General features: G+C 75.7%; 24 protein-coding genes and 1 pseudogene. 9 read left to right on the forward strand and 16 right to left on the reverse strand.

The window, feature by feature from the left end; all coding sequences use genetic code 11:
• Positions 1-187: 187 nt before the first annotated feature.
• On the reverse strand, positions 188-760 hold the full coding sequence (locus ACFVFS_RS22645) for a DoxX family protein (RefSeq protein WP_380626413.1): 573 nt from the start codon (positions 758-760) through the stop codon (positions 188-190).
• Positions 761-953: 193 nt separating this feature from the next.
• Here ACFVFS_RS22645 and ACFVFS_RS22650 point away from each other — a divergent pair, with 193 nt between their 5' ends.
• The gene (locus ACFVFS_RS22650) at positions 954-1,550 is read left to right on the forward strand and encodes a TIGR03086 family metal-binding protein (protein ID WP_380626414.1); all 597 of its coding nucleotides are present in this window, start codon (positions 954-956) and stop codon (positions 1,548-1,550) included.
• A gap of 165 nt (positions 1,551-1,715) precedes the next feature.
• Positions 1,716-2,219 carry a hemerythrin domain-containing protein gene (locus ACFVFS_RS22655; protein WP_380626415.1) on the forward strand — a complete coding sequence of 168 codons (504 nt, stop codon included), beginning with the start codon at positions 1,716-1,718 and terminating at the stop codon, positions 2,217-2,219.
• A gap of 23 nt (positions 2,220-2,242) precedes the next feature.
• Here the strand turns inward: ACFVFS_RS22655 and ACFVFS_RS22660 are convergent, their stop codons facing one another.
• The 11 genes from ACFVFS_RS22660 to ACFVFS_RS22710 form a co-directional block, all read right to left on the reverse strand.
• Entirely contained in the window at positions 2,243-2,968 is a 726-nt protein-coding gene (locus ACFVFS_RS22660; RefSeq protein ID WP_380626416.1) for a VOC family protein, read from the reverse strand.
• A 735-nt stretch (positions 2,969-3,703) separates the two neighbouring features.
• Complete coding sequence (locus tag ACFVFS_RS22665) at positions 3,704-5,134, reverse strand: ABC transporter ATP-binding protein (protein ID WP_380626417.1); 1,431 nt, start codon at positions 5,132-5,134, stop codon at positions 3,704-3,706.
• Entirely contained in the window at positions 5,131-5,934 is an 804-nt protein-coding gene (locus ACFVFS_RS22670; protein WP_380626418.1) for an ABC transporter permease subunit, read from the reverse strand. Before ACFVFS_RS22670 ends, ACFVFS_RS22665 begins: the two co-directional genes overlap by 4 nt.
• An 823-nt stretch (positions 5,935-6,757) precedes the next feature.
• The gene (locus tag ACFVFS_RS22675; protein ID WP_380626419.1) at positions 6,758-7,705 is read right to left on the reverse strand and encodes an ABC transporter permease; all 948 of its coding nucleotides are present in this window, start codon (positions 7,703-7,705) and stop codon (positions 6,758-6,760) included.
• Positions 7,702-9,255 carry an ABC transporter substrate-binding protein gene (locus tag ACFVFS_RS22680; protein ID WP_380626420.1) on the reverse strand — a complete coding sequence of 518 codons (1,554 nt, stop codon included), beginning with the start codon at positions 9,253-9,255 and terminating at the stop codon, positions 7,702-7,704. Before ACFVFS_RS22680 ends, ACFVFS_RS22675 begins: the two co-directional genes overlap by 4 nt.
• Positions 9,256-9,260: 5 nt before the next feature.
• The gene (locus tag ACFVFS_RS22685) at positions 9,261-10,097 is read right to left on the reverse strand and encodes a class I SAM-dependent methyltransferase (RefSeq protein WP_380626421.1); all 837 of its coding nucleotides are present in this window, start codon (positions 10,095-10,097) and stop codon (positions 9,261-9,263) included.
• Positions 10,094-11,302, reverse strand: coding sequence for an MFS transporter (locus ACFVFS_RS22690; RefSeq protein WP_380626422.1), 1,209 nt, complete (start codon positions 11,300-11,302; stop codon positions 10,094-10,096). Before ACFVFS_RS22690 ends, ACFVFS_RS22685 begins: the two co-directional genes overlap by 4 nt.
• Positions 11,299-12,405, reverse strand: coding sequence for a dipeptide epimerase (locus ACFVFS_RS22695; protein WP_380626423.1), 1,107 nt, complete (start codon positions 12,403-12,405; stop codon positions 11,299-11,301). The genes ACFVFS_RS22690 and ACFVFS_RS22695 overlap by 4 nt, the downstream gene beginning before the upstream one ends.
• Positions 12,402-13,541, reverse strand: coding sequence for a PLP-dependent cysteine synthase family protein (locus ACFVFS_RS22700; protein ID WP_380626424.1), 1,140 nt, complete (start codon positions 13,539-13,541; stop codon positions 12,402-12,404). The genes ACFVFS_RS22695 and ACFVFS_RS22700 overlap by 4 nt, the downstream gene beginning before the upstream one ends.
• Positions 13,538-14,407: a Rossmann-like domain-containing protein gene (locus ACFVFS_RS22705; RefSeq protein ID WP_380626425.1), complete on the reverse strand. Its 870-nt coding sequence runs from the start codon at positions 14,405-14,407 to the stop codon at positions 13,538-13,540. The genes ACFVFS_RS22700 and ACFVFS_RS22705 overlap by 4 nt, the downstream gene beginning before the upstream one ends.
• A complete protein-coding gene (locus ACFVFS_RS22710) occupies positions 14,404-15,702 on the reverse strand; it encodes an ATP-grasp domain-containing protein (RefSeq protein ID WP_380626426.1) in 1,299 nt (432 codons plus the stop codon). The genes ACFVFS_RS22705 and ACFVFS_RS22710 overlap by 4 nt, the downstream gene beginning before the upstream one ends.
• Positions 15,703-15,860: 158 nt before the next feature.
• On the opposite strand from ACFVFS_RS22710, the gene ACFVFS_RS22715 reads away from it, so the two are divergent.
• The 5 genes from ACFVFS_RS22715 (at position 15,861) to ACFVFS_RS22735 (ending at position 21,361) form a co-directional block, all read left to right on the forward strand.
• Complete coding sequence (locus tag ACFVFS_RS22715) at positions 15,861-16,481, forward strand: GNAT family N-acetyltransferase (protein WP_380626427.1); 621 nt, start codon at positions 15,861-15,863, stop codon at positions 16,479-16,481.
• A 73-nt stretch (positions 16,482-16,554) separates the two neighbouring features.
• Complete coding sequence (locus tag ACFVFS_RS22720; RefSeq protein WP_380626428.1) at positions 16,555-17,259, forward strand: TetR/AcrR family transcriptional regulator; 705 nt, start codon at positions 16,555-16,557, stop codon at positions 17,257-17,259.
• Between the two features lie 155 nt (positions 17,260-17,414).
• Positions 17,415-18,941, forward strand: a complete 1,527-nt coding sequence (locus ACFVFS_RS22725) for an MFS transporter (RefSeq protein ID WP_380626429.1) — start codon at positions 17,415-17,417, stop codon at positions 18,939-18,941.
• Between the two features lie 231 nt (positions 18,942-19,172).
• Positions 19,173-20,873, forward strand: a complete 1,701-nt coding sequence (locus ACFVFS_RS22730; RefSeq protein WP_380626430.1) for a cytochrome bc complex cytochrome b subunit — start codon at positions 19,173-19,175, stop codon at positions 20,871-20,873.
• Positions 20,874-20,920: 47 nt separating this feature from the next.
• Positions 20,921-21,361: a PPOX class F420-dependent oxidoreductase gene (locus tag ACFVFS_RS22735; protein ID WP_380626431.1), complete on the forward strand. Its 441-nt coding sequence runs from the start codon at positions 20,921-20,923 to the stop codon at positions 21,359-21,361.
• A 52-nt stretch (positions 21,362-21,413) separates the two neighbouring features.
• Here ACFVFS_RS22735 and ACFVFS_RS22740 read toward each other — a convergent pair whose 3' ends face one another.
• Together ACFVFS_RS22740 and ACFVFS_RS22745 are read right to left on the reverse strand one after the other, a co-directional pair.
• Positions 21,414-21,608, reverse strand: a complete 195-nt coding sequence (locus tag ACFVFS_RS22740; RefSeq protein WP_380626432.1) for a hypothetical protein — start codon at positions 21,606-21,608, stop codon at positions 21,414-21,416.
• Complete coding sequence (locus ACFVFS_RS22745) at positions 21,605-21,874, reverse strand: DUF1876 domain-containing protein (RefSeq protein ID WP_380626433.1); 270 nt, start codon at positions 21,872-21,874, stop codon at positions 21,605-21,607. The genes ACFVFS_RS22740 and ACFVFS_RS22745 overlap by 4 nt, the downstream gene beginning before the upstream one ends.
• A 199-nt stretch (positions 21,875-22,073) precedes the next feature.
• On the opposite strand from ACFVFS_RS22745, the gene ACFVFS_RS22750 reads away from it, so the two are divergent.
• Both ACFVFS_RS22750 and ACFVFS_RS22755 read left to right on the forward strand, forming a co-directional pair.
• Positions 22,074-22,937, forward strand: a complete 864-nt coding sequence (locus ACFVFS_RS22750) for a YndJ family protein (protein WP_380626434.1) — start codon at positions 22,074-22,076, stop codon at positions 22,935-22,937.
• Positions 22,934-23,449 (forward strand): annotated as a pseudogene (locus tag ACFVFS_RS22755) (DUF1990 family protein); the annotation flags it as partial. The gene ACFVFS_RS22750 and the pseudogene ACFVFS_RS22755, both read left to right, overlap by 4 nt.
• A gap of 82 nt (positions 23,450-23,531) precedes the next feature.
• Here ACFVFS_RS22755 and ACFVFS_RS22760 read toward each other — a convergent pair.
• A complete protein-coding gene (locus ACFVFS_RS22760) occupies positions 23,532-24,245 on the reverse strand; it encodes a zf-HC2 domain-containing protein (RefSeq protein WP_380626435.1) in 714 nt (237 codons plus the stop codon).
• Complete coding sequence (locus tag ACFVFS_RS22765; protein WP_380626436.1) at positions 24,242-24,799, reverse strand: sigma-70 family RNA polymerase sigma factor; 558 nt, start codon at positions 24,797-24,799, stop codon at positions 24,242-24,244. Before ACFVFS_RS22765 ends, ACFVFS_RS22760 begins: the two co-directional genes overlap by 4 nt.
• Position 24,800 lies beyond the last annotated feature (1 nt).

The following is a 24,800-nucleotide window of genomic DNA, read 5'->3' on the forward strand; positions in this document are numbered from 1 at the left end:
GCGTCCGTCGACCATCGGTGGGGGGTGTGACATGTACAATGGCATACATCACATGCCCGAGGAAGGCCCAGAACCGACAACTGCCGCCTCCCCACAGGAACTTCACGGAACGGCCGCAGAACGGCGAAAGCCGCCGGTCGTGTGACCGGCGGCTTTCGCGAGCGGCCCGGACGGCCGCCACGGTGCGTCAGCTGCGGACGAGGAGCACCGCGCCCGCGGTGACCAGGCCGAGCACGACGGCGGCCGCGCCGTACGTCAGCCGGTGCTCGCGCACCACCGGCAGGTAGCGGTCCACCGCGTAGCGGCCGGGGCCGGTCAGCGCCAGCGCCGCCGCGGCGGCGATCAGCAGCAGCTCGTACTCGCTGCCGCCCTTCATCGCGAAGAAGTTGCCGCTCCACGTGACGGCGAGGGCGTTGAGCATGGTGCCCAGGATCGCGGCGGCAGCCAGCGGGGCCAGCAGGCCGACGACGAGCGCCAGTCCGCCGCCGGTCTCGGTGAGGCCGGCCACGACGGCCAGGGCCTTGGGCGCCGGGTAGCCCTTCGAGCCGAAGAACGCGCTGGTGCCGTCGAGCCCGCCGCCGCCGAACCAGCCGAAGAGCTTCTGGCTTCCGTGCGCGGCCATGGTCAGACCGAGGGCCACGCGCAGCAGCAGGAGGCCTGCGTCGTAGGCGTGCGGGGAGGTGGTCGCGGATCCGGGGATTCTTCCGTCCGCGACGGTGGTGTTGGTGGGGGCGGTCGTGCTCGGGCTGCCGCTCGGCATGCGCGTCTCCATCGAAAAAAGGGGGGTTCGTCGATACTGGCCCGGATTTGTTCAAATTCGAACCAGCGGGGTGATGTGACCGTACCTGGAAGTTTGAATTTGAACAACCAGCCGGACAGTAGATTTTGGCGTGATCGGGTCAGCAGCGGTGTGGACCGGCGTACGGAGGCGCGGGGCGGGGCAGGCTCAGGGCATGGCACATCGCAACGAACAGCAGCCGGCCGAGAGCAAGGGCACCCCGCACGCCGAGGCCCTCGCCGCCTTCACCGAACGGGTGCGGCTGATCACCCCCGGCCAGTGGGACGCGCCCACCCCCTGCACCGACTGGACCGTCCGCGAGCTGGTCAACCACCTCACCAGCGAGCAGCTCTGGGTACCCGAACTGCTGATGGGCGCCACCATCGGCGAGGTCGGCACCCGCTTCGACGGCGACGTCCTCGGCGACGACCCGGTCGGCGTCTGGACCGCCGCCGCGAACGCCGCGCGCGACGCCTTCGCCGTCCCCGGCGCCACCGAGCTCACCGTGCACCTCTCCTACGGCGACGTCTCCGGCCAGTACTACCTGGACCAGCTCACCTCCGACGCCATCGTGCACGCCTGGGACCTCGCCGAGGGCATCGACCGGCTCACCCGGCTGCCGGAGGTCCTGGTGGACTACGCGCTCGCCGAGTACGCCGGCTACGGCGACCTCGCGGGCACCGGGCTGTTCGACCCGCCGCTGCCGGTGCCGGACGACGCCTCCCCGCAGACCCGGATGCTCGCGCTCACCGGGCGACGGGACCGCCCCTGACCTGCGGCTTTCCCCGGGCCGCCGGGTTCTCCGCCGACTCCCCCGACGCCGTGCCCCTCGCCCCGCCCGCCCGCCCGCGGCTGCGCCGCCCGCGCGAGGGGCCCGGCGCCGGATACTGGAGGTAGCGGGGGTGGAGCCGCAGCAGACGGGAGAGGCGGGCGCGCCATGAGCCGCAGGCCGGACATCCTCGGCGAGTTCACCGCGGAGCACCGCGCGGTGGAGGAGCTGCTCGCCCGGATCGAGGCCGCTCCGGCGCTCCCCGGCGCGGCCGGACAGGACGGTGGGGCCGGGCACGACGGCGGAGCGGCCTCGGAGCAGCTGATCGGTCAGCTCACCGACCTGCTGTTCAGCCACTGCGCGGCCGAGGAGGAGCACCTGTTCCCGCTCGTCCAGCACGATGTGCCGGACGGCGGCGCGCTGGTGTTCCGGTGCATCCACGACCACCTCGCGATCGGCCAGTACCTCGCGGACCTGCAGACCCTTCCGCCCGGCGACCCGGCCGCGGACACCCTGCTGGGCGGACTGGCCGAGCTGCTGCGCCGCCACCTGGCGACCGAGGAGGAGCAGCTGTTCCCCGCCTCCCGCAAGGCCCTGCCGGCCGCCGCCCGGAACGCGCTCGGCGAACGGCTGCGGGCCGAGCGGGCGGAGATCGCCGAGGCAGGGCCGTGAGGCCGGGGGCCGGTCCGCGGCGATCAGGGCTTGGCGCTGATCACCGCGAACCGGCCGCCCTCCGGGTCCTGGAGCCGGGCCACCCGCCCGTACGGCGAGTCGAACGCCGGGCCGAGCGCGCTGCCGCCGAGCTCCGCCGCCCTGGCCACCGCCGCGTCGGTGTCCGGCACCGAGAACGACGCCTCCCAGTGCGGGGGCATCCCCGCCGCGCCGCCCGCCTGCTCCCTGGCGAGCGCGGCGACACTGTGCCCCTCGGCCCGCAGCACCACCCGGTCGTGCTCCCAGCGGACCTCGAACCGCTCCGGGTCCCGGCCGTCCCAGCGGAACACCTCGCCGTAGAAGAGCGCGGCCGCGAACGGATCCGGGGTGCGCAGCTCGATCCAGACCGGCGCTCCCATGAGGTCCAGCCGCCGGGCCCGGCCCAGCGGCCCCTCCCAGATGCCGAACACCGCGCCCGCCGGGTCCGCGGCGAAGGCCACCCGGCCCGCGTCGAAGGAGAGCGGCCCCACCGCGAGCGTCGCACCGCGCTCGCGGACCGCGTCGGCGGCGGCGTCCGCGCTCTCCGTGCCGAAGTAGCTGGTCCAGGCGACGGGCATGTCCCAGCCGCCGCTCGCCACCCCCAGTCCGGCCACCGCCTCCCCGCCGGTCACGGCGTGCACGTAGGGGCCGAAACGGTCCGGCCCCGGCTCGAACTCCCAGCCCAGCAGCGGCCCGTAGAAGGCCTTGGCGGCGTCGAGATCACGCGCCATCAGGCTCACCCAGCACGGGACGGCCGCCACGCAGCGTACCTCGGTCGTTGTCCCACCGCTGACCATCGCGACCACCTCCGAGACCCCGGCCGCCGGGCCCCTCCCGACTCCCACGGCCGTCCGGCCGCCCGGGCGAGTTCAGCCTAGGACGTACCGGGCGGTTCGGGGCGGATCAGCGCGCGGGCCGACGAAGGTGAGGGGCGTGCGCGAGCGGCTCCGCGCTCCGGCGGGTCGAGCGCGGGCGCACCTGTCGAAGCCGGGGCGGCCGGGGCGCGGGGCAGCCGGGGCGGACGGCACGCGGGGCGGCCAGCGCGCGGGGCGGCCGGGGCGGCCGGCCGTGGCCGCGGACCGGGGTGCCGTACTCGGCGGCGGCCCGGACGGCGGAGTCGGCGAACGGGTCCGGGAAGAACACCTGGGTACGGCCGCGGGCGGCGCAGAGGCGGCTCGGGCCCGGACTTCCCGTCGCACTCCTGGGCGGCCGGCCGGTACCGGGCGGTGACCGGGATCCGGTCGGCGCGGCCCCGGCGCGGCGCACGCCTCCCCGTACGTCGCGCCCGGGGCGGGCGGCCGACCGTCGTCGGGCAGCGGACCCGGGCGCTCGGCCTCGAACGCCCCGCGGACGGGCTGCGCGTCGACGCCGGGGCGCCGCTCCGGCGCCGAGGCGGTCCGGGACGTTGAGGAGCGCGGTGATCGCCTCGGGGGCGGGGACGCCAGGCCCCGCGGTCCGACAGCCCGTCACCCGGACGAACAGGCCGGGACGGCCGCCCGCAGCCGCCCGTCCGCGAGGGTGGCCACCGCATCCGCGAGGCCCGCGACGGCCGCCGGGTCGTGGGAGATGAACAGCAGCGCGAGGCCGGTGCGGTCCCGGCGGTCGGCGAGGTGGACGAGGATCGCCGACCGGGTCGCCGCGTCCAGCCCCGAGGTGATCTCGTCGCACACCAGAACCTTCGGGTGGGCGATCAACGCCCGCGCCAGTGCGGCTCGTTGTAGCTCGCCACCGGAGAGTCCGGCGGGTGGGCGGGACGCCTTCGCCGGGTCCAGGCCGAGCCCCGCGAGCAGGTCGCCCGCCTCCGCCGCGGCCGCCGGTGCGGCGAGGCCGCGCAGCCGGACCGCCGCCCGGGCCACCTGGTGCAGAACGGGGCGGTGCTCGGCGAACGCCGCCCGCGCGTCCTGGAACACGTACTGCACGGCCGCCAACTCCCGCCGCCCGCGCCGCCGGACGCTGCGCGGCAGCGGCACGCCGTCCAGTCGGACGGTGCCCTCGTGGCGAGGGTGCAGTCCGGCCAGACAGCGGCCCAGGGTGCTCTTGCCGCTGCCCGAGCGGCCGGTCAGGGCGAGGCACTCCCCCGGCCGGAGCGTCAGCCCGACGTCGTGCAGCACGACGGCGCCGCCGGGGTGGCGGGCGGTGAGGCCGGAGACTTCGAGGCGTGCCGGTCGGGGCGGTGTGCGCGGGGTGGCCGCGGTGGGCTGCGGTTCCGGCTGCGGTTGCGGCTGCGGTTGCGGCTGCGGTTGCGGGAGGACGTCGGCCGGCGGGCCGGTGCACACCGCGCGGCCGTCCGCCAGCAGCACCACCTCGTCGGCCAGCTCCCGGACCAGGTCGAGGTCGTGGCTGAGCAGGAGGAGACCGGTACCGCGCAGGGTCAGCCGGCCGAGCAGGGCGGCCAACCGGCGGGTGGTGACCGGGTCCTGGCCGGTGGTGGGCTCGTCGGCCACGATCACCGGGGCGCCGGTGAGCAACGCCTGGGCGAGCACCACGCGTTGCTGCTGGCCGCCGGAGAGCTGGTGCGGGAAGCGGCGCAGCACCCCGTCCACGTCCGCGAGTTCGGCCTCCCGCAGCGCATTCGCGACGGCCTCCGGGCCACCGCCGTGGACCCGGGCGAGGTCGTGCAGCAGCACACCCACCCGGCGGGCCGGGTTGAGCACGGCCCCCGGGTGCTGCGGCACGTAGCCGACCCGCGGGCCCGCCACGACCGTGCCCGACACCGCGGCACCCTCGGGGTACGCGCCCAGCAGGGCGAGCGCGGTCGTGGTCTTGCCGCTGCCCGACGGTCCGACCAGCGCCGTCACCCGGCCCGGCCGCACCCGCAACGACACCCCGTCCACCAGCACCCGCGCGCCGACCCGCACCCGCAGCCGGTCCACCGTCGCGAGGTCTCCGCCGGTCATGCCGCCGCCTTCCGTCCCGTGGTCGCGGAGCGGTACTGCGCCGCGTCGAACAGCAGGTTGGTGCCGGTGGACAGCGCAGCCACGAGCAGGGCGGGGACGACGACCGCCCACGGTTGCAGGAACAGCCCCGGCCGGTTGCGGTCGACCATCACCGCCCAGTCAGCGGCGTCCGGCTGCACCCCGACCCCGAGGAACGCCGCCGTCGCGACCAGGTACAGCGCGCCGATCAGGCGGGTCCCGGCGTCGGCGGCCAGGGTGCGCCGGATCGTCCGCGCGACCTGCCCGAACGCGATCCGCGCCCACGACTCGCCGTGCAGCCGCAACGCCTCGACCACCGGCCTGGACGCCGCCGCCACCGCCGCCGCGTGCACCACCCGGGCGGCGTCCGGTACCGCCGCCACGCCCACCAGAACGGCCAGCCCAACGGGCCCGGGCTCCAGCGCGGTGGCGACCAGCAGGACGAGAAGCAGGGCCGGGACGGCGATCAGGACGTCCAGCGGCCGCAGCAGCAGCTCTTCGAGCCACGCCCGCCCGGTCAGCGCGGCGGCCAGCGCGAGGGGCACGGCGATCAGGTGGGCGAGCACGGTCGCGGTGACCGCGACGAGCACCACCGACCTTCCGCCGAGCAGGACTTGGCGCCAGACGTCGCGCCCGGTGAAGTCCGTGCCGAGCCAGTGGCCGGCACCGCCCGCCGTGAAGGACACCCCGCGCGGCCCGGGCTCCCCCGCCACCAGCGGACCGAGCAGCGCGAGCAGCAGCGGCAGGACGATCAGCACCAGCCCGAGCCCGTACCGCCTCATGTCGCGCCCTTCCCGGAGCCCGGCCGCCGTCCGACCACGGCCACCGCCCGGCGGACCAGCCAGCGACAGCGGCGCACCACGACGCGGCCGACGCCGCACCCGAACGCGCCCCCGGGCGGCGGACCGACCGGGAGGGGGGCCCGGCCCGGATCGGCGCCGCCGGGGACCGGGCACCCCCGCACCGCCGACCTCCCGGCCGGGGTGCCGCAGGCCCGGCGCGGCCGGCGGGCGCCGCGGTGGACGCCCGGCTGGGCGCGAGCCGGCTGCGGGGCACCCGGCGGCCGGCCAATGGCGGCAGCGGCGAACGCCGGGCCGCCGGGCGGGAAGGTGGTGCCACCGCCGTGAGCGGGCAGCGTGGCTCCGGAGTTCTGACGGCCTACGGGACCCCCGGGCGGAGAGGCGGGCAGGCCACGGGCCGACTCGACGGCCTCGCCCGCGGGAACAGTCGATCGGCCCACCTCGACCAGCACCTGTCGAACCACGGCACCCCGCGACGGCACGATGCGCCGACCGGCGGAACCGCCCGGGCGACGGACAAGCCGGCCAATCGACCGCCGCACGGACACAGCGCACGACCGCCAGGCAGCCAGGCCGACGAAAGCGGCCGACCGACCAGCCCCGAACGGCGCCTGCCCCGCCACGACGACACCACAGCTCGGCAGAGCGGGCCGCAGGGCCTCGCCGACGAGGACGGGCGGCGGGCCGACGGCACCGCCCGGGTGTCGGACGGGCCGGTCGGGGCCGGCCGGGCGACGGGTGGGCTCGGTGGTCGGGGCGGGCGGCGGGGGCACGGGGCAGGCCGGGCGGGCGGCGGGCGGCGGGGTCATACGGCGAGCTCCGTTCGGGGGGCGAGGCGGCGGGCGGTGAGGTCGGCGGCGAGGTTGAGGAGGACGGTGACGGTGCCGAACAGCACGGCCAGGGCCTGGACGACGGGGACGTCGCGGGCCGCGACGGCGTCCAGCAGGACGGTGCCGAGGCCGGGCACGACGAACAGGGCCTCGACCACGATCACGCCGCAGAGCAGCCAGTCCGCCGTGCGGGCGAGGTGCTGGACGGCCGGGGCGAGCGCGTTGGGGAGGGCGTGGGTGAGGCGGACCCGGGTGGGCGGGACGCCGCAGCGCAGGGCGTGGACGGCGTAGGGGGCCGCCATCGCGTCGACCAGTCCGGCGCGGACCAGGCGGGCGGTGGAGCAGACCGGGCGGGCCAGCAGGACGGTGACGGGCAGCACCAGGGCCGCCGGCTCCCGGGCGAGGCCGCCGACGGCGGTCGGCGGGAGCCAGCCGAGGCGCAGCGCGAAGACCGCCGTGAGCAGCACGCCGAGCGCGAACTCCGGTACCGCGTACAGCCCGAGGGTCACGGTGCTGAGGGTGCGGTCGAGCGGGCCGCCCTCGCGGCGGGCGGCGAGCAGGCCGAGGCCGACCGCCGCCGGGACGAGCAGGGCGAGGGTGAGCGAGGCCAGTAGGAGGGTCGGGGTGAGACCGCCGGCCAGGTGGTCGGCGACCGGGCGACCGCTCGCCAGTGAGCGGCCGAGCTCGCCGTGGGCGAGGTCCCCTGCCCAGTCGGCGAACCGCTGCACGGCCGGGCGGTCGAGCCGCAGCGCGGCGCGGATCGCGGCGATCCGGGCCGGGTCGGGGTCGTCGCCCGCGAGGGTGACCGCGGCGTCGCCGGGAAGCGCCTCGGTGAGGGCGAAGACCAGCACCGGGACGGCCGCGATCTGCCCGGCGCCGATCAGCAGCCGGCGCCGGGCCCGGCCGTGCGGCGGCGCCGTCACGCCAGCCAGACCTTGTCGAACCTGGCCCAGTCGAGGGTGTTGGCCGGGGCGTCGGCGGCGACACCGCGCAGCCGCGGGGCGGTGCCGACGATCCAGTCGGCGAAGCCCCAGACCAGCAGCCCGCCCTCCTCGTGCAGCCGGCGCTGCATCCGCTCGTAGAGGGCGGCCCGGGCGGCCGGGTCGGCGGTGGACTGGGCCCGGGTGTAGAGCTCGTCGAAGTCGGGGTGGCGCCAGTGCGAGGCGTTGGTGGTGGAGCCGGACAGCAGCCGCTGGGAGAGGTGGGACTCGATGGGCATCGCGCCGGAGCGGAAGGAGGCGAGCACGCCGCCGTCCAGGATGTCCTTCCAGTAGGTGTCCTTGCTGCCGACCCGCACCTCGACGGTGACGCCGGCCTCGGCCGCCTGGTCCTTGAGGATGCCCGCCGCCTCGACCAGTCCGGCCGCGACCGGCGAGGTGTCGAGGGTGACCCGCAGCCCCTCGGCGCCGGCCGCGCGCAGCAGGGCGCGGGCCCGGTCGAGGTCCCGGGTGCGCTGCGGGAGGTCGGCCGGGTAGTACTGGCCGCCCTTGCCGAACAGGTCGTTGCCGATCTCCCCGGCGCCGGAGAGCGCGCCGTCGACGAGTTCCCGCCGGTCGACGAGGTGGAAGAACGCCTGGCGGACGCGGACGTCGTCGAAGGGCGGCCGGTCGGTCTTCATGACGAAGCCCTGCATGGCGCTGTTGCGCAGCCGGACGACGCGGATCCGCCCGCCGGACTCGTGGGTGCGGGCCGTGGCGGGGGTCAACTCGTGGGCGTACTCGGCCTGTCCGGCGAGCAGGGCGTTGGCGCGGGCGGTCTCCTCGGCGGCGGCGAGGATCTCCAGTTCGTCGAGGTGCGGCGCGCCGTCCCAGTGGTCGTCGAAGCGCCGCAGCAGCAGGGAGCTGCCGGGCTTGAACGCGACGAAGGAGAACGGGCCCGAGCCGACCGGCCGTTCGAAGTCCTCGGTGCCGTCCGGGACGATGTAGGCGCCGAACGCGGCCAGGACGTTGGGGAATTCGGCGCAGGGCCGGTGCAGCCGGAACTCGACGGTGCGCGGGTCGACGGCGCGTGCGGCGGCGAGGTCGATCGGTTCGAGGGAGGCCCGGGCCCGGAACGCGCGCCCGGGGTCGGCTATCCGGCGGTAGCTGTACAGCACGTCGGCGGCGGTGACGGGGCGGCCGTCGTGGAAGCGCGCCTCGCGCAGCCGGACGGTCCAGACGTCGAGGCCGGGGCTGGGCTCCCAGCCGGCGGCGAGACGGGGGACGGCGGCGAGGTCGGAGCCCCAGTCGGCGAGCTTGTCGTAGAGCGCCTTGGCGCGGGCGGCGTCGGCGAAGAGGTTGACCCGGTGCGGGTCGAGGGTCTCGTTGGCGCCGCCGCCGGCGAACAGGGCGCGCAGGCGGCCGCCGCGCCGGGGCGTGGCGGCCCCGGGTGCGCCGTCGGCGGCGGTACCGGCGCGGTCCGGGGAGCAGGAGAGCAGGGCGAGGGCCGGGGCGGCGGCGGACGCGGCGAGCAGGGTGCGGCGGGTGAGCGGCATCGGGGTCAGCGCCTCTTCCGGTCGGGGGAGTCGAGCCGGGCGACCAGGTGGAGGCGGTCGCCGTCGGCGGTGTCGGCGGGCCGGTCGCCGTCCGTCCAGGGCGGTTCGGTGCGCGGGCCGGGCCGGTCGTGCAGGGCGAGGACGCCGAAGCCGTGGTGGGCGAGCAGGTGGCGCAGCTCCTGGGGGAAGAGCAGCCGCCAGGCGGAGTGCTGCTCGACCGGCGGGGCGCCGTCGTCGCTCGTCCAGCTGCGGGTGCGGCGCAGCAGTTGGGCGGCGTGGTCGATCCGCAGCACGGTGCGCGAGGTGTGGGTGACGCCGTCGTGGGTGACGCTGTCGAGCCTTGGGGCGTCGAGGAGTTCGGTGCGGCCGAGGAAGAAGGCGCCGTTGCGCATCTCGGCGACCAGCAGTCCGCCGGGGCGCAGGTGGCGGCGGAGCCGGCCGAACAGGGCGTCGAGGTCGGCGTTGGTGTGGCAGTAGAGCAGCGCGCTGTCCAGGCAGAGCACCGCGTGGAACCGCCCGGGCAGCGCGAGGTCCCGCATGTCGCCGACGCGGTAGGCCGGTCCGGGGTGGCGGGCCCGGGCGTGGGCGATCATCGCCGGGGAGCTGTCCAGGCCGGTGACGTTGCGGCCGGCCACCCGGTGCAGCCAGCCGGCGTCGCGGCCGGTGCCGCAGCCGAGGTCGAGGACGTCGGGTCCGGCGCCGTGCTCGCGGAGCATCGACTCGGCCCACCGGGCGGCGGTGAACCCGGGGTCGGGGAAGCGGAGTTCGTAGAGCTCCGGGTGGTCGGTGAGCAGGTTGCGGCGGGCGGCGTCCGGGACGGCGGCCGGGGGGCGGTGGTTCATCGGGCCTCGCTGGGGAGGGGGCGGGCGGGGACGGGGAGGCGGCCGGTGCGGTGCAGCCGGGCGAGGGCGGTGGCGGAGCCGAGGCCGAGGGCGGCACAGAGCAGCCAGGGCCCGGTGGCGGTGCTGTCCATGGCCCGGCCGACCAGGGTGTTGCCGAGCGCGGCGGCGAAGCCGGAGACCACGTAGTAGAGGCCGTAGTAGGTGCCGGTCAGGCCGTCGCGCGCGAACGCGGGGATCAGCGCGAGGACGAACGGCTGCGCGGTCATCAGTCCGAGCTGGAGCAGCAGCACGCCGCCGAGCACGCCGGGCAGGCCGGGTGCGGCGAGCGGCAGCAGGAAGCCGGTGGCGGCGACGGCGAGGCCGGGCGGGATCCACCGGGAGGGCGGGCCGTGCCGCTGCAGCCGGGTGGTGATGCGCAGTTGCAGGGTCAGGTTGGCGAGGGTGCCGGTGAGGAAGACCAGGCTGACGGCGCCCTCCCAGCCGGTGGCGCGGCGGGCGGCGTCGGGCAGCAGCAGGTAGAGCTGGCTCTCCATGCCGAACAGTCCGACCATGCCGAGCGAGAAGGCCAGGAACCGCCGGTCGGCGGCGACCTCGCGCCAGTCGGCGAGCACGCCGCGCGTCGGGGCGGGCCGGGCGGCGGGTTCGGGCAGCGCGCAGGCCTGGGCGACGGTGAGCACGGCGAAGACGCCGGCGGCGGTGAGCGCGGCGGCCCGGAAGTCGACCAGCAGCAGGACGGTGCCGATCAGCGGTCCGGCAAGCGCGCCGGTGGCGGCGAACACCGAGAACAGCGCGAAGGCCTCGGCCTTGCGGTCGGCGGCCGCCTGGGCGACGTAGCTGCGCACGGCCGGGTTGAACAGCGCGCCCGCCAGCCCGCTGAGCACGGAGGCGGCGAGCAGCGGGCCGAGGGTGTCGCCGAACGCGAACAGCCCGAAGCCGACGCTGCGCAGCGCGCACCCGGCGATGATGACGCGGCGCGCGCCGAGCCGGTCGGCGGCCGAGCCGCCGAGGATGAACAGGCCCTGCTGGCTGAGGTTGCGCAGGCCGAGCACGGTGCCGACGGCGAGCGCGGACAGGCCGAGGTCGTGGCCGAGGTGGCCGGCCAGGTACGGGATGAGCAGGTAGAAGCCGGTGTTGACGCCGAACTGGTTGACCAGCAGGAGCCGTACGGGCAGCGGGAAGGTCCGTACGGCGCGCAGTATCCTCACCGGCCGGCCACCGGCCGGGGGCCCGCGAGCGGCTCGGCGCCCGGCCCGGGGAGCGGTCCGGCGGCGGGCTCGGGCAGCACGCCGAGGCCGGCCCGGTCCGGGGTGCGGACGGTGCCGTCGGTGCCGCCGATGCCCTGCCAGGGGTCGTGGGCGAGCAGCAGGTGGCCGTCGAGGTCGAGCCAGCGGGCCCGGTCGGCGAGGTGGACGGCGGGCGCGATGCCGAGCGAGCTGGCCGCCAGGCAGCCGAGCATCAGCTCGGTGCCGCTGCCGCGCAGGGCCTCGGCGATGCGCAGCACCTGGTGGACGCCGCCGCACTTGGCGAGCTTGAGGTTGACGCCCTGCACCCGTCCGGCGAGCCGGCAGGCGTCCTCGTAGCCGACGGCGTCCTCGTCGGCGATCACCGGGACGGGTGAGCGTTCGGCGACGGCGGCGAGCGTGTCGGGGCGGCCCGGGGCGATCGGCTGCTCGACGGCCTCGACACCGGTGGCGGCGAAGGCGGGCAGCAGCTGGAGGGCCTGGGCGGGGGTCCAGGCGCCGTTGGGGTCGAGCAGCAGCCGGGCGTCCGGGGCGGCTTCGCGGACGGCCTGGACGCGGGCCAGGTCGAGGCCGGGGTCGGCGGCGCCGGCCTTGACCTTGAGGACGGTGAACCCGGCGTCGGCGAGCCGGGCGGCCTGGACGGCGGCGCGGGCGGGCGGGTCGATGCCGATGGTGCGGGCGGTGGCGGCGGCGACCGGCTCGGCGCGGCCGAGCAGCCGGTGGACGGGCTCGCCGGCGCGCTTGCCGACCAGGTCGAGCAGGGCGGCCTCGACCGCGGCCAGCACCCCGGCCGGCAGCGGCGCGTACACGGCCGCGCCGCCGCGGAGGTCGGCGAGCGCCTGCTCCGGGTCCTGGCCGCGCTCCAGCGCGGGGCGCAGCGCGTCGAGTTCGCGCCGGATCCGCTCGGTGGGCAGGTCCAGGTAGACGCTGCTGACCGCCTCCCCGTGGCCGGTCAACCCGCCGTGGCCGAGCGCGAGTTGGACGGCGTCCCGCTCGGTGGTGACCGAGCGGGAGATGCGCAGCGGCTCGGCCAGCCGGAGCCGGACGGTGCGGACGTCGAGCTTCATCGCTCCTCCTCGGTACGGGCGGGGGCGGCGGCGCCCACCGGGACGGCGGCCGGCTCCCCGGGCGCGGTCCGGCCGGTGCGGCAGCGGGCCCAGCCGGTGACCTCGACGGCCTCCGGGTGCGGGATCTCGATCGGGCGGGCCGCGGCCCGCCCGGCGTCCAGGCCGTGCAGCCGGCAGAAGGCGTCGTCGTAGACGGTGCCGAGGTAGCGGTGCGGGCCGTCGGGGAAGACGGTGGCGACGGCGGCGCCCGGGTCGACGCGGGCCGCCCAGGCGGCGACCAGGGCGACCGCGCCGGTGGACCAGCCGCCGCTGACGAAGGCGCCCCGGGCCAGCCGCCGGCAGGCGTCGACGGCCTCGGCCGGGCCGACCCAGTGCACCTCGTCGAAGGCCTGGTGGGCGACGTTGCGCGGGTGGATGGAGCTGCCGAGGCCGCGCATCAGCCGGGGCCGGGCGGGCTGGCCGAAGATGGTGGAGCCGACCGAGTCGACGCCGATCACCCGCAGCCGGGGCCAGCGGCGGCGCAGCGCCTCGGCGAGTCCGGCGCTGTGGCCGCCGGTGCCGACGCTGCAGACCAGCACGTCCAGGTGGTCGAGGTCGGCGGTGATCTCCTGGGCCATCGCCCGGTAGCCGTGGGCGTTGTCGGGGTTGTTGTACTGGTCGGGCCAGTAGGCGTCGGGCAGCCGGTCGAGCACGGCGCGCAGCCGGGCGATCCGGGCCGCCTGCCAGCCGCCGTGCCGGGCGGGCGTCTCGACCAGCTCCAGCCGGGCGCCGTAGGCGCGCAGCAGTTGCCGCATCGACGGTTCGAGTTCGCTGTCGCCGACCAGCACGACCGGGTGGCCGAGGGCCTGTCCGGCGAAGGCCAGGCCGACGCCCATGGTGCCCGAGGTGGACTCCACCACCGTGGCGCCGGGCCGCAGTTCGCCGCGCGCCCGGGCGCCGCGGAGCATGGCGACGGCCGAGCGGGCCTTCATGCCGCCGGCGCTCAGCCCCTCCAGCTTGGCCCAGAAGCCGGGGTGCGCCCGGGGCAGCGGGGTGGTGATCCGGGCCAGCGGGGTGCCGCCGAGCAGCGGCAGCAGGGCCGGATTGCCCGGGATCGGACGGGCCGGGGCCGCGCCGGAGTCGAGCAGGGCGGTCACCGGCCCGCACCCCCGTACAGGTGGATGACGGTGGGTCCGCCGTCGAGCCAGAAGAAGGGGAAGGGCTCGGCGCTGACGCCGGTGACGCCGTCGCCGAGCAGCTGGGGCAGGACGGAGCTGCCGGTCTGGGCGAACAGCACCAGGGGCTTTCCGGTGGCGCGGACGTGGGCGAGCAGCGGGTCCAGGGAGCCGTTGCCGAGGGTCATGCCGGAGGCGAGGATCGCGTCGCAGTCGTCGAGGTGGACGAGGGCGTCGGTGTGCACCGGCTCGTCCCATTCGGTGGTGCCGCCCTTGAGGTCGCAGGCCCGGTACTCGACGCCGTGCGAACGGAGCTGTTCCAGCAGCGAGTTGACCACGCCGACGACGAGCACCCGGCGGACGGCGGCGAGCGGCAGCAGCCCCACCACGGCGGCGGCCCGGACCCGCGACTTCACGAGCGAGGATCCGGCGGGCAGGCCGAACCGCCGGGCGCCGTAGGCCGGCGCGTGCGGGCGGCAGTGGCCGAGGTAGGCGTCGAGCGCGGCGACCCGGACGGCGGCGACCGGGTGGTCGAGCAGGTCGCCGACGGGTGCGCCGACGCAGTCGGTGACGGTGTCGGCGGGCAGTTCGCCCGGTTCGACGGCGCAGGAGCCGACGGCGGCGCCGAGCCGGAGGCTGAGCACCTCGTTGCGGTAGCCGCGGGTGCGGCCGGGGTGCCGGACGGCCTGGACGGTGCTGAAGGCGAGCGCGATCCGCAGGGTGGCCGGGTCGGGCCCGTACGCCCCCGTACGGGCCCGCCCGGTGATCAGGTCGAGCACGGGGAGGGCGGTGACGCCGGTGCTCGGGGCGGGGATCGCGATCGGGCCGATCGCGGTGGCGGCGCTCATGCGGACACCGCCGCGGGTTCGGCCGGGCGGCCGGCGGGCGCGAGGCGCGGGGTGAGCCCGGCGAGCAGCCGCTCGGCCGTGCGGCGCGCCCCGGGCCCGCCGGTGTCGGCGGTCATGACGTGTCCGAGGTACTCGTTGTTGCTGGTCGCGGGCCGCACCTCGCGGCCGGGCTCGGCGAGGGCGAGTTCGACCACCGCCGGGTCGCGCCGTACCGCGTCCTCCCCGTCGAAGCCGTCCAGCGGGCCGGACCACCCGCCGTCGGGCACCAGGAAGGCGATGGCGGCGCTGGCGACCCCGGTCGGGTGGACGGCCAGGTCGGGCCGGCGGCCGAGGGCGACGTCGACCGCGGCGGCGGCCAGGTCGACCCCGGTGACGCGGCGGACCAGCTCGGTGATCCGGTTCCCGGCCGGGCGCGGGTTGACCTCGACCACCCGGGGCCCGGCGGGGGTGAGCTTGATCTCGGTGTGCGCGACGACCTGGTCGAGGCCGAGCGCGGCCAGCGCGTCGAGGGCGGTGCGGACGGCGGCGGAGGCCTCGGCGGGGTCGAGGGCGGCCGGGAACATGTGGCCGGTCTCGACGAAGGCGGGCGCTCCGCCGACGCTCTTGTCGGTGATGCCGACGACGTGCGCGACGCCGTCCGCGGAGACCGTCTCGACGCTGACCTCGGGGCCGGTGAGCAGTTCCTCCAGCAGGACCGCCGGCTCCCGCCGCTGGCCGCGCGCGTTCACCGGGAAGGCCTCCAACGCGCGGATCGCCGCGAGGAGTTCGTCCTCGTCACGGACCTGGCGGACGAACATCCCGGCGCACAGGTCGACCGGCTTGACGACCAGCGGGTAGCCGATCGCCAGGGCCGCGGCACGGGCCTGCTCGCGGTCGGCGCAGAGCGCGTACCCGGGCCCGGGGACGCCGGCCCCGGCGAGCCGGCGGCGGGTGAGGTCCTTGCGGCAGGCGGCGGCGACGGCCTCGGGGGCCGGCCCGGGCAGGCCGAGCCGGCGGGCCACCCGGGCGACCTGCGGGAGGTAGTAGTCGCAGGAGGAGAGCACGCCGTCGAAGCCGAGCAGCGCGTGCAGCCGCTCGGCGTACGGGAGCAGCGCGTCCGGGTCGTTGGTGTCGGCGGTGAGGACGTTCTCGGCGGCGAGCAGCGGGTGCGGGCCGTCGGCGGGGGAGGCCGCCCGCAGGTAGTGGTGCAGGTCACGGGTGAGGAAGGTGAAGCGGTGGCCGCCCTCCCCCAGGGCCCGTGGCAGCAGTCTGCTCATGGAGCCGACCCAGCTCTCGATCACCAGCAGATGCGCCACGGCTCTCCCTTTCGACGGACTCGACAGCCAGGACCGTAACGGGATTCGTTTTCATTTTCAACACGCCGGACCGCGTTTCCGTCGACGTGTCAGATGAAAGTGGTTTTCATGTACTCTTGCCCTCGACCACCGCGCCCCAGCCCTGTCGGAGTTGTCTGATGGATCGTCACTTTCCTTATGTGGTACGCCATGCGCTCCCGCAGGATGTGCCCGGGGCGCGCCGGCTGATCCTCGACACCTTCTACCGCGAGTTCGGCTACGGCTATGTGCCCGCCTGGCACGCCGACGTGGTCGACCTCCAGGGGCACTACCTGGACCACCCCCGGCACGCCCTGCTGGTCGCCGCGCTCGGCGCGGAGGTGGTGGCCACCACCGCGCTGCACTCCGCCGGCCCCGCCCATCCGCCGCACCCGCGCGAGATCGCCCGGCGCTACCCGTCCGGAACCACCGCGCAGCTGGTCCGGGTCTATGTCCGCGCCGAGCACCGGCGGCACGGGCTGGCCCGCGAGCTCGTCCGCCGGGCCCGCGCGTTCGCCGCCGAGGAGGGCGGCTACCGGCGGCTCTACCTGCACACCAACACCGACATCCCCGGGGCCGAGCCGTTCTGGCGCAGCCTCGCGGAGGAGGTCCACGACGCCCGCCCGACCGGCGAGCACGGGCCGGGGGTGGCCACGGTCCACTTCGAGATCCCGCTACACCGGCCGGTGGCCGCGGCCGGCCGCGCGGGGCTCGGCGGAGGCGCCGCCGAGGGCGCCGGCGGGGGCGTCGGGGCGATGTGACGCAGGTCACGCCCGGGTGTGAAATTTCCGGGGACCGATTCCCCGTTTAGCCCTCCGTAGGACTAAGCGGGGAATGACTCCCCGGAATCCGTACCCCGGGAGGAGTGCACCCGTGACCACCGTCGCCCCCCGCCCGACCCGCACCGTGGGGCCGGCCCGCGCGCCCAGGCTGCGCGCGGACGCCAGCCGCAACCGCGAGCGGATCGTCCTGGCGGCCCGCGACGCCTTCGTCGAGCACGGCGCGGACGCGGCGCTGGACGATATTGCGAAGCGGGCGGGCGTCGGAAACGCTACGCTCTACCGGAACTTCCCCACCAGGGCGGCACTGATCCGCGAGGTGGCTCTGCTCGTGAAGAACCGCATCGTGGCGATCGCCGAACGGGCGGCCGCCGAGGTCCCCGGCCCGTTCGAGGCCCTGGAGCGGTTCGCCCACGAGACGGTCGACGAGAAGGTCGGCGCGCTCTGCCCGATGCTGACCAACCACGTCGATCCGCACGACCCGGACCTGACAGCGGCGCGCGAGCGCCTGATGACCGTCGCCGGCGGCCTGCTGGAGCGGGCGAAGGCGGCGGGCGAGGTCCGTCCGGACGTCGACCACGGCGACCTGTTCATCGCGCTGAGCCAGCTCACCCGCCCGCTGCCGGGCACCTCGTGCCGTCTCCTGGACGGGTTCGTCCACCGGCACCTGCAACTGCTCCTGGACGGCATGCGGGCGCCCGCCCCTTCCGTCCTGCCCGGCCGGGCCGCGACCTTCGAGGACTTCCACGGCGACCACTGACCCACCGCGCCGGGTGACCGGCGTCATCTGACACCCGACACCCGGAGACTTCACCGCGAGGACGCGGCGCGGCCGCCCGTGCGCGCCCGCCGCTCCCGTCCGCGACCCTTTCTCCGCACCTTCCGCACACCCCGCACCCCGAAGTGAGTACCTCCATGCCACAAACCGACGCCCTGCCCGCCGTCCAGCCTGATCCAAGGCGCTGGAAGGCCCTGATATTCATCGGCCTCGCACAGCTGATGGTCGTCCTCGACGCCACCATCGTGAACATCGCGCTGCCGTCCGCCCAGAAGGACCTCGGCATCACCGACGGCAACCGCCAGTGGGTGATCACCGCGTACGCGCTGGCCTTCGGCGGCCTGCTGCTGTTCGGCGGCCGGGTGGCCGACCTGTGGGGGCGCAAGCGGGCCTTCGTGGTCGGCCTCACCGGCTTCGCGCTGGCCTCCGCGCTGGGCGGCGCCGCCGTCAACACCGCGATGCTGCTCGGCGCCCGCGCCCTCCAGGGCGTGTTCGGCGCCCTGCTGGCCCCGGCCGCGCTCTCGCTGCTGGCCGTGATGTTCACCGAGGCCAAGGAGCGCGCCAAGGCGTTCGGCATCTACGGCGCGATCGCCGGCGGCGGCGGCGCGATCGGCCTGATCCTCGGCGGTCTGCTGACCGAGTACATGAACTGGCGCTGGACCTTCTTCGTCAACATCCCGTTCGCCGTGGTCGCCGCCGTCGGCGCGGTCATGGTGATCCGCGAGCCGGCCGTGGGCCGCAACCGCAACCGGCTCGACGTCCCCGGCGTGCTGCTGGTCACCACCGGCCTGGTCGCCCTGGTCTACGGCTTCACCCGGGCCGAGTCGGACGGCTGGAGCTCGGGCGTGACGATCGGCCTGTTCATCGCCGCCGCCGTGCTGCTGGCCGCGTTCGTCGCGGTCGAGCAGAAGGTCAAGGCGCCGCTGCTGCCGCTGCGCGTCGTGCTGGACCGCAACCGCGGCGGGGTCTACCTGTCGCTGGGCCTGGCCGTGATCGGCATGTTCGGCCTGTTCCTGTTCCTGACCTACTACCTGCAGATCGTGCTCGACTACAGCCCGGTCCTGACCGGCGTGGCCTTCCTGCCCATGGTGGCGGGCATGATCACCGGCTCGACCCAGATCGGCGCCCGCCTGATGACCCGCGTCCCGGCGCGGTTCCTGATGGCGCCCGGCTTCCTGGTCGCCTCGCTCGGCATGCTCATCCTGACCCAGATCGACCTGGACAGCTCCTACCCGGCGCTGATCCTGCCCGGTCTGGTCCTGATGGGCCTCGGCATGGGCACCGCCTTCATGCCGGCGATGAGCCTGGCCACGCACGGCGTCCAGCCGCGCGACGCGGGCGTGGCGTCCGCCATGGTCAACACCTCGCAGCAGGTCGGCGGCGCCATCGGCACCGCGCTGCTGAACACCATCGCGGCCAGCGCCACCGCCACCTGGCTGGCGGCCCACGCGGCCGAGGCGACCACCCCGGCCGCCGCCCGGGCGGTGCAGTTCGGCGGCATGGTGCACGGCTTCTCGACCGCGATCTGGTGGTCCTTCGGCATCCTGGTGCTGGCGGCCGTGCTGGCGTTCACCCTGATCAACGCCGGCCGCCCCGGCTCCGGCGGCAAGGGTGCGGACGCCGACGCGGCGGAGGCCAACGAGGTGCCGGTGCTGGTGCACTGACCCCGCGGGGTTCGCGACGGTGCGCTGCGGCCCGTCCGGTTGTCTTTCGACACCGGGCGGGCCGTTCGCCGTTTCCGGGCCGGGGCGGGAGGCCGGGACGCGGGCGGGAGGCCGGGACGGGGCGGGCGGAGGCGGGGCCCCCGGTAGAAGTGGGGAACAATCCCCGCTTATCCTGGTCGGACGTCGAATCGGGGATAGCTCCCCGCTTCACTCCGACCGAGGTGCGTGGACATGACCCGCAATCAGGGACCCGGCGGCGGGCGCGGACAGCGCGCCGCCGACTGGACGGACGGCCGGCTGGGGATCTACACCCTGGCCCGGGCCAACCTGCGCAAGATCTTCCCGGACCACTGGTCCTTCATGCTGGGCGAGATCTGCCTGTACAGCTTCGCGATCATCATCCTGACCGGCGTCTGGCTGACGCTGTTCTTCAAGCCGAGCATGGGCGAGATCGTCTACGACGGCTCGTACGTGCCGCTCAAGGGCGTGCCGATGTCCGAGGCCTACGCCTCGACCGTCGACATCAGCTTCGAGGTGCGCGGCGGACTGCTGATCCGGCAGGTCCACCACTGGGCGGCCCTGGTCTTCATCGCCGCGATGTTCGTCCACATGATGCGGGTCTTCTTCACCGGCGCGTTCCGCAAACCGCGCGAGATCAACTGGATGTTCGGCTTCCTGCTGCTCTTCCTCGGCATGCTGGACGGCTTCTTCGGCTACTCGCTGCCGGACGACCTGCTGTCGGGCACCGGCATCCGCTTCGTCGAGGGCGCGATCCTCGCCGTCCCGCTGGTGGGCACCTACGTCCAGATGTTCCTGTTCGGCGGCGAGTTCCCCGGCACCGACATCGTGCCGCGGTTCTTCACCGTCCACGTGCTGCTGATCCCCGGGATCATGCTGGGCCTGCTGGTGGCGCACCTGATCCTGGTCTTCCACCACAAGCACACCCAGTGGGCGGGCCCGGGCCGGACCGAGAAGAACGTCGTCGGCATGCCGCTGATGCCGGTCTACCTGGCCAAGGCCGGCGGCTTCTTCTTCCTGGTGTTCGGCGTGCTGGCGCTGGTCTCGGCGATCGCCACGATCAACCCGATCTGGGCATACGGCCCGTACCGGCCCGACCAGGTGTCCACGGACGCCCAGCCCGACTGGTACATGGGCTTCGCCGAAGGGCTCATCCGGGTGATGCCGGGCTGGGAGGTCGGCCTGTGGGGCCACACCCTCAACCTCGGCGTGCTGATCCCGTTCACGCTCTTCCCGCTCGTCCTCGGCGCGATCGCCGTCTACCCCTTCGTGGAGGGCTGGGCGACGGACGACAGGCGCGAGCACCATCTGCTCGACCGCCCGCGCAACGCCCCGGTCCGCACGGCGTTCGGCGCGGCCTGGATCTCGCTCTACCTGGTGACGCTGGCCGGCGGCGGCAACGACCTCATCGCCACCCATCTGCACCTGTCGCTCAACTCCATCACCTACGCCGTCCGGGTGGGATTCCTCCTCGTTCCGGTGGCCGTCTTCGTCGTCACCAAGCGGTGGTGCCTGGGCCTGCAGCGCAGGGACCGGGAGAAGGTGCTGCACGGCCGCGAGACCGGCGTCGTCAAGCGCCTGCCGCACGGCGAGTTCATCGAGGTGCACGCCCCGCTCGCGCCCGCCGAACTGCACCGGCTCACCGCGCACGAGCAGCCGCGAGCCCTCGAACCGCCGGCCCCCGTGGACGACAATGGAGTGGCCCACCCGGCCGGGGTCCTTGACCGCGCCCGTGCGAGGCTGTCCCGTGGGCTCCACGGCGAGGGCGCCCGGATTCCCGGGCCCACCGCCGAGGAGTACCACCGGGCCACCGCGCACCACCCGCCCGCCGGACCGCACGCCGCGGGACCGCACACCGCCGGACCGCACACCGCCGCCGAGCACCACGGGAGCAGCGGCGGACACGGCCACTGAGGCCGTGCCGCCCGCGACCACCCGCCGCAACGGAGAGGGAGGACACCGTGCACGACCGTACCGACCAGTTGGCCGACAGCAGATACCTCCTGCTCACCACGTTCGGCGAGGACGGCCGCCGGATCCGCTCGCAGAGCTGGGTGATCGCCGACGGCACGGCGCTCGGCATCTGGACGCCGGCCCACTCCGGCGAGGCCGAGCGGATCCGCCGCCATCCCAAGGTCCTGGTCGGCCCGTGCGACGCGCACGGGCGCCCCACCGGACGTCAGCTCCCGGCCCGCGCCGCCGTCTGCGACGCGGACGACACCGCCCGCTACCGCGCGTCGCTGATCAACAAGTACGGGCTGACGGCGTTCCTGGCACTGGCCCGCAGCCGGATGCGGCTCGGGCTGGCCGGGACCATCGGCATCCGGATCACGCTCTACGAGCTGGAGCAGCGGCTGATCGGGCCCGAGTGGCAGGTGCCGACCACGTACTGCCCGAACTGAGGCGGGGGCACCGGGGGCGGGCCGGGGCCGGGACGCCCGCGGCGGGCGCGGCTCAGGCCGCGTCGTCGTCCGGCGCGCGGGCCAGGTCCCCCGGCTCGCAGGCCTCCCGGCCGGTGCCGGCGTGCACCACCTTGACCGCGCGGCCCGGACCGCCCGGCACCACCCGCTGCTCCCGCCCGCAGCGCGGACAGATCAGCGGAATGCGCGACCGGTGGGCGGCCTGGCCGGCGCCCTCCGGCTGCGTCACGACAGCGGGTGGGTCGGGACCGGGCTGACCTGCTGGATCTCACCGTGGGCCTTGGTGAGCAACTGCGAGGCGAGGTCGTTGAGCGCCCGGGCGGCCGCGATCTCCTCACCCACTCTCAGCTGCTCCGGGTCGGACGGGTGACGGCTGGTGTAGCCGTGCGCGCGCAGTTCCGACCCGTCCGCCAGCCTCAGCAGGGCGGCGGCGGCCGTTCGCGGTCCCTCCTCGCGGAATTCCATCTCGATGTGCCAACCGACAAGAGTCTGCATGGCGGATCACCTCCGGCGGTCGCTTCTCGTCCGGTTACCCCTCCAGAGTGCGCCGTGCCCTCGGTGAACACCAGGGCAGGCGGCCGGGGCGGCGGCCCCGGTGTTCACCGGGAGCAACTTGAACGCGTTCAATCCTGTGCGTAGAGTCGACGCGCAAGGGCTATTTGAACGTGTTCAAGGAAGCTGGGGGTCGGTCGCCGTGGGACAGGGCACCGGAGAACTGGTCGACCTGCTGGTCCTGCTCGGGATGGGCGCGGTGATCCCGCTCGGCCTCGCCCTGATCGACCAGCCCGGCCTCGCCCGGCTGCGCCGCCTCTGGCCGCTGGCCGCCGTCCCCGGCGCGCTCTCGCTGTGGCTGCCGCGCGGACCACTCGCCACCGGCAGCGCCGCGTGCTACGCGCTCGGCACGCTCGCCCTCGCCGCGCACGCCCCGCTGCGGCTCGCCCGCACCCGCTCCCTCGCGCCGCCCGAGGTCGCCGTGCTGACCGCGCTGGCGGCGCCTGCGGTGGCCGGACTCGCCCTGGTCGCGGAGCGCTCGGGGCACGAGCTGTTCGGATTCGACCTCGACATCCTGGCCCTGACCGTCCCCCACTTCCACTACGCCGGATTCACCGCCGCCCTGATCGCCGGGCTGGTGTGCCGCGCCGTCCCCCACCGCCCGGCCGGGCGGTGGGCCGCGCTCAGCGTGCCGGCCGGGACCCTGCTGGTGCTGGGCGGCTACTTCGCCGGCGACTGGGCGGAACTCGCCGGCGCCGCCGTGCTCACCGCGGGCATGTGGCTGGTCGGCCTGCTCACCTGGCGCGAGCTGCGGACCCGGGGCGGCGGCGGGGACGGCCCCTGGTGGTCGAACCCGCGGGTGCTGCTCGGCATTTCGGCGGCCGTCCTCGCCGTGACCATGCTGCTCGCCCTCTGGTGGGCGCTCGGCGAGGCCTCCGGACTCCCCCACCCCACCCTCGGCTGGATGGCCGCCACCCACGGCGTCGGCAACGCGCTCGGCTTCGCGCTGTGCTCGCTGCTCGCCTGGCGCCGACTCGCCCCGATCCCGCAGGAGAACGCCCGGTGAACGATCTCAGCTACCCCGAGGTCGGCGCGAGCACCGACCTCACCGCCCCGCTCCCGGCCGGCTACAACCACCTCCGCCACCGCGCCCTCGTCGGCCACGGCCGCGCCGCGCTGGACGCCGCCGGGGCCGCCGTCCTGGAGTGGCGGATGCACCGGGCGGCCGGCGTCCGGATCACCGCCGGAGCGGACCGCGCCGCGCCCGGCGTCCTCGTCCACTGCGCCATCGGCCTCGGCCCGCTGCGGGCCGGCGCCCCGTGCCGGGTGGTCTGGAGCACCCCCGTCGAGGGCGGGCAGGACCGCCACGGCTTCACCTACGGCACCCGGCGGGGCCACCTCGCCGCGGGCGAGGAGACCTTCGTGGTGGAACTGGCGGCGGACGGCGGGGTCTGGTTCACCGTCAACGCGTTCAGCCGCCCGCAGCGCTGGTACGCCCGCCTGGCCGGCCCCCTCCTCCCCCTCGCCCAACACCTCTTCGCCCGCCGCTGCGCCCGCGTCCTCACCCGGGTGGCCGCCCGCGCCTCGCGGGCGCGGAGTGGGAAGTCGGGCTGGCCGACTTCCTGCGCGAACGGCGGGCGGCGGGGGCCGTGCGGGGCGGCTATGCGGTGCGGGTGGGGACGGTGAGGAGGAGGGTTCCGGTGTCCAGGGTGCGGATCTCGAAGTGGTCGATGGTGGTGGGCGGGAAGGCGGTGCCGCCGGTGGTGTGGAGGGGAGCGGCGGGGGCGTATCCGGTGGCGGGGACGTTCCAGGTGGTCACGGTCTGGTGGCCGCCGGTGGTGGAGACCGCGACCAGGTCGCAGGTCAGCGGGCCCTGGACGCCGGAGAGTTCGAGGGTGACCCGGCTGCCCCAGGGCGCGGGGTCCACGCCGACCACGGCGTGGGTGCCGGACGCCGGGTCGGTCGCGGCGAACCGGTGGGCCGACGCGGTGGCGATCACGCCGGGCGCGGAGTCGGCGGTGATCACGGCGGCGGTCACCGCGGGGCCGGCGACGGTCAGCGCGGCCGCCGCGGCGACCAGGACCAGCCGCCGGACGCGCCCGCGCCGACGGCTCGCCCGGACCTGCCCGACCAGCCGGTCGAGCAGCGCCGGGTCCGGGCGGGGGGCGGGATCGGCCGGGTCGGCGGCGGCCGCGTACTCGCCGAGCAGCGCTCCGACCGGGCGGAGTTCGGCCAGCTGCCCGGCGCACCGCGGACAGCCGGCGGCCAGGTGGGCGTCGAAGGCGGCGCGTTCGGCCGGGTCCAGAACGCCGAGGACGTAGGCGCCGACGTCGAGGTGCACGGCCCGCGCGGGATCGGGTTCGGACGGTGTCACGATGTCACTCCCCGTTCCTCCAGCGCGAGCCTGAGCGCCCGCAGCGCGTAGTACGCCCGCGAGCGCACGGTGCCCGCGGGGATGCCGAGTTCGGCGGCCGCCTCGTTGGCGGTGCGGCCCTTGAAGTACGTCTCGACGATGACCTCGCGGTGCGCGGCCGAGAGGTCACCGAGCGCGTCCGCGACCGTCATCATCCGCAGCGCGCGGTCGAGTTCGTCCTCGGCGGGCAGCAACTCCAGGGGCGCGGGGTCGACTTCGCGCGGGCGGGCGAGTTCCGCGCGGTGCTCGTCGATGACGATCCGGCGGGCGACGGTGGCGAGCCAGGGCCGCAGTGACCCGGCCGCCGGGTCCAGTCGGTGGAGGTTGCGCCAGGCACGCAGCAGCGTCTCCTGCACGACGTCCTCGGCGCGCTGGCGGTCGCCGGCGACGAGGTGGAGGACGAAGCCGAACAGCGGCCCGGCGTGCTCGCGGTAGAGCGCGCGCATCAGCTCCTCGTCCGGCGCCGGCGCGCCCCGGACGGCCGGGCGGCCGTCACCGGGAGGCTCCTCGGTCACC

This window comes from Kitasatospora sp. NPDC057692, from assembly GCF_042799475.1.
In the GTDB taxonomy this organism is placed as follows: domain Bacteria; phylum Actinomycetota; class Actinomycetes; order Streptomycetales; family Streptomycetaceae; genus Kitasatospora.

Bases quoted from the DNA above. Each gene is read 5' to 3' on its own strand.
- ACFVFS_RS22645 (WP_380626413.1), bottom strand. From the start codon at position 760: ATGCCGAGCGGCAGCCCGAGCACGACCGCCCCCACCAACACCACCGTC.
- ACFVFS_RS22650 (WP_380626414.1), top strand. From the start codon at position 954: ATGGCACATCGCAACGAACAGCAGCCGGCCGAGAGCAAGGGCACCCCG.
- ACFVFS_RS22655 (WP_380626415.1), top strand. From the start codon at position 1,716: ATGAGCCGCAGGCCGGACATCCTCGGCGAGTTCACCGCGGAGCACCGC.
- ACFVFS_RS22660 (WP_380626416.1), bottom strand. From the start codon at position 2,968: ATGGCGCGTGATCTCGACGCCGCCAAGGCCTTCTACGGGCCGCTGCTG.
- ACFVFS_RS22665 (WP_380626417.1), bottom strand. From the start codon at position 5,134: ATGACCGGCGGAGACCTCGCGACGGTGGACCGGCTGCGGGTGCGGGTC.
- ACFVFS_RS22670 (WP_380626418.1), bottom strand. From the start codon at position 5,934: ATGAGGCGGTACGGGCTCGGGCTGGTGCTGATCGTCCTGCCGCTGCTG.
- ACFVFS_RS22680 (WP_380626420.1), bottom strand. From the start codon at position 9,255: ATGCCGCTCACCCGCCGCACCCTGCTCGCCGCGTCCGCCGCCGCCCCG.
- ACFVFS_RS22685 (WP_380626421.1), bottom strand. From the start codon at position 10,097: ATGAACCACCGCCCCCCGGCCGCCGTCCCGGACGCCGCCCGCCGCAAC.
- ACFVFS_RS22695 (WP_380626423.1), bottom strand. From the start codon at position 12,405: ATGAAGCTCGACGTCCGCACCGTCCGGCTCCGGCTGGCCGAGCCGCTG.
- ACFVFS_RS22705 (WP_380626425.1), bottom strand. From the start codon at position 14,407: ATGAGCGCCGCCACCGCGATCGGCCCGATCGCGATCCCCGCCCCGAGC.
- ACFVFS_RS22715 (WP_380626427.1), top strand. From the start codon at position 15,861: ATGGATCGTCACTTTCCTTATGTGGTACGCCATGCGCTCCCGCAGGAT.
- ACFVFS_RS22720 (WP_380626428.1), top strand. From the start codon at position 16,555: ATGACTCCCCGGAATCCGTACCCCGGGAGGAGTGCACCCGTGACCACC.
- ACFVFS_RS22725 (WP_380626429.1), top strand. From the start codon at position 17,415: ATGCCACAAACCGACGCCCTGCCCGCCGTCCAGCCTGATCCAAGGCGC.
- ACFVFS_RS22730 (WP_380626430.1), top strand. From the start codon at position 19,173: ATGACCCGCAATCAGGGACCCGGCGGCGGGCGCGGACAGCGCGCCGCC.
- ACFVFS_RS22745 (WP_380626433.1), bottom strand. From the start codon at position 21,874: ATGCAGACTCTTGTCGGTTGGCACATCGAGATGGAATTCCGCGAGGAG.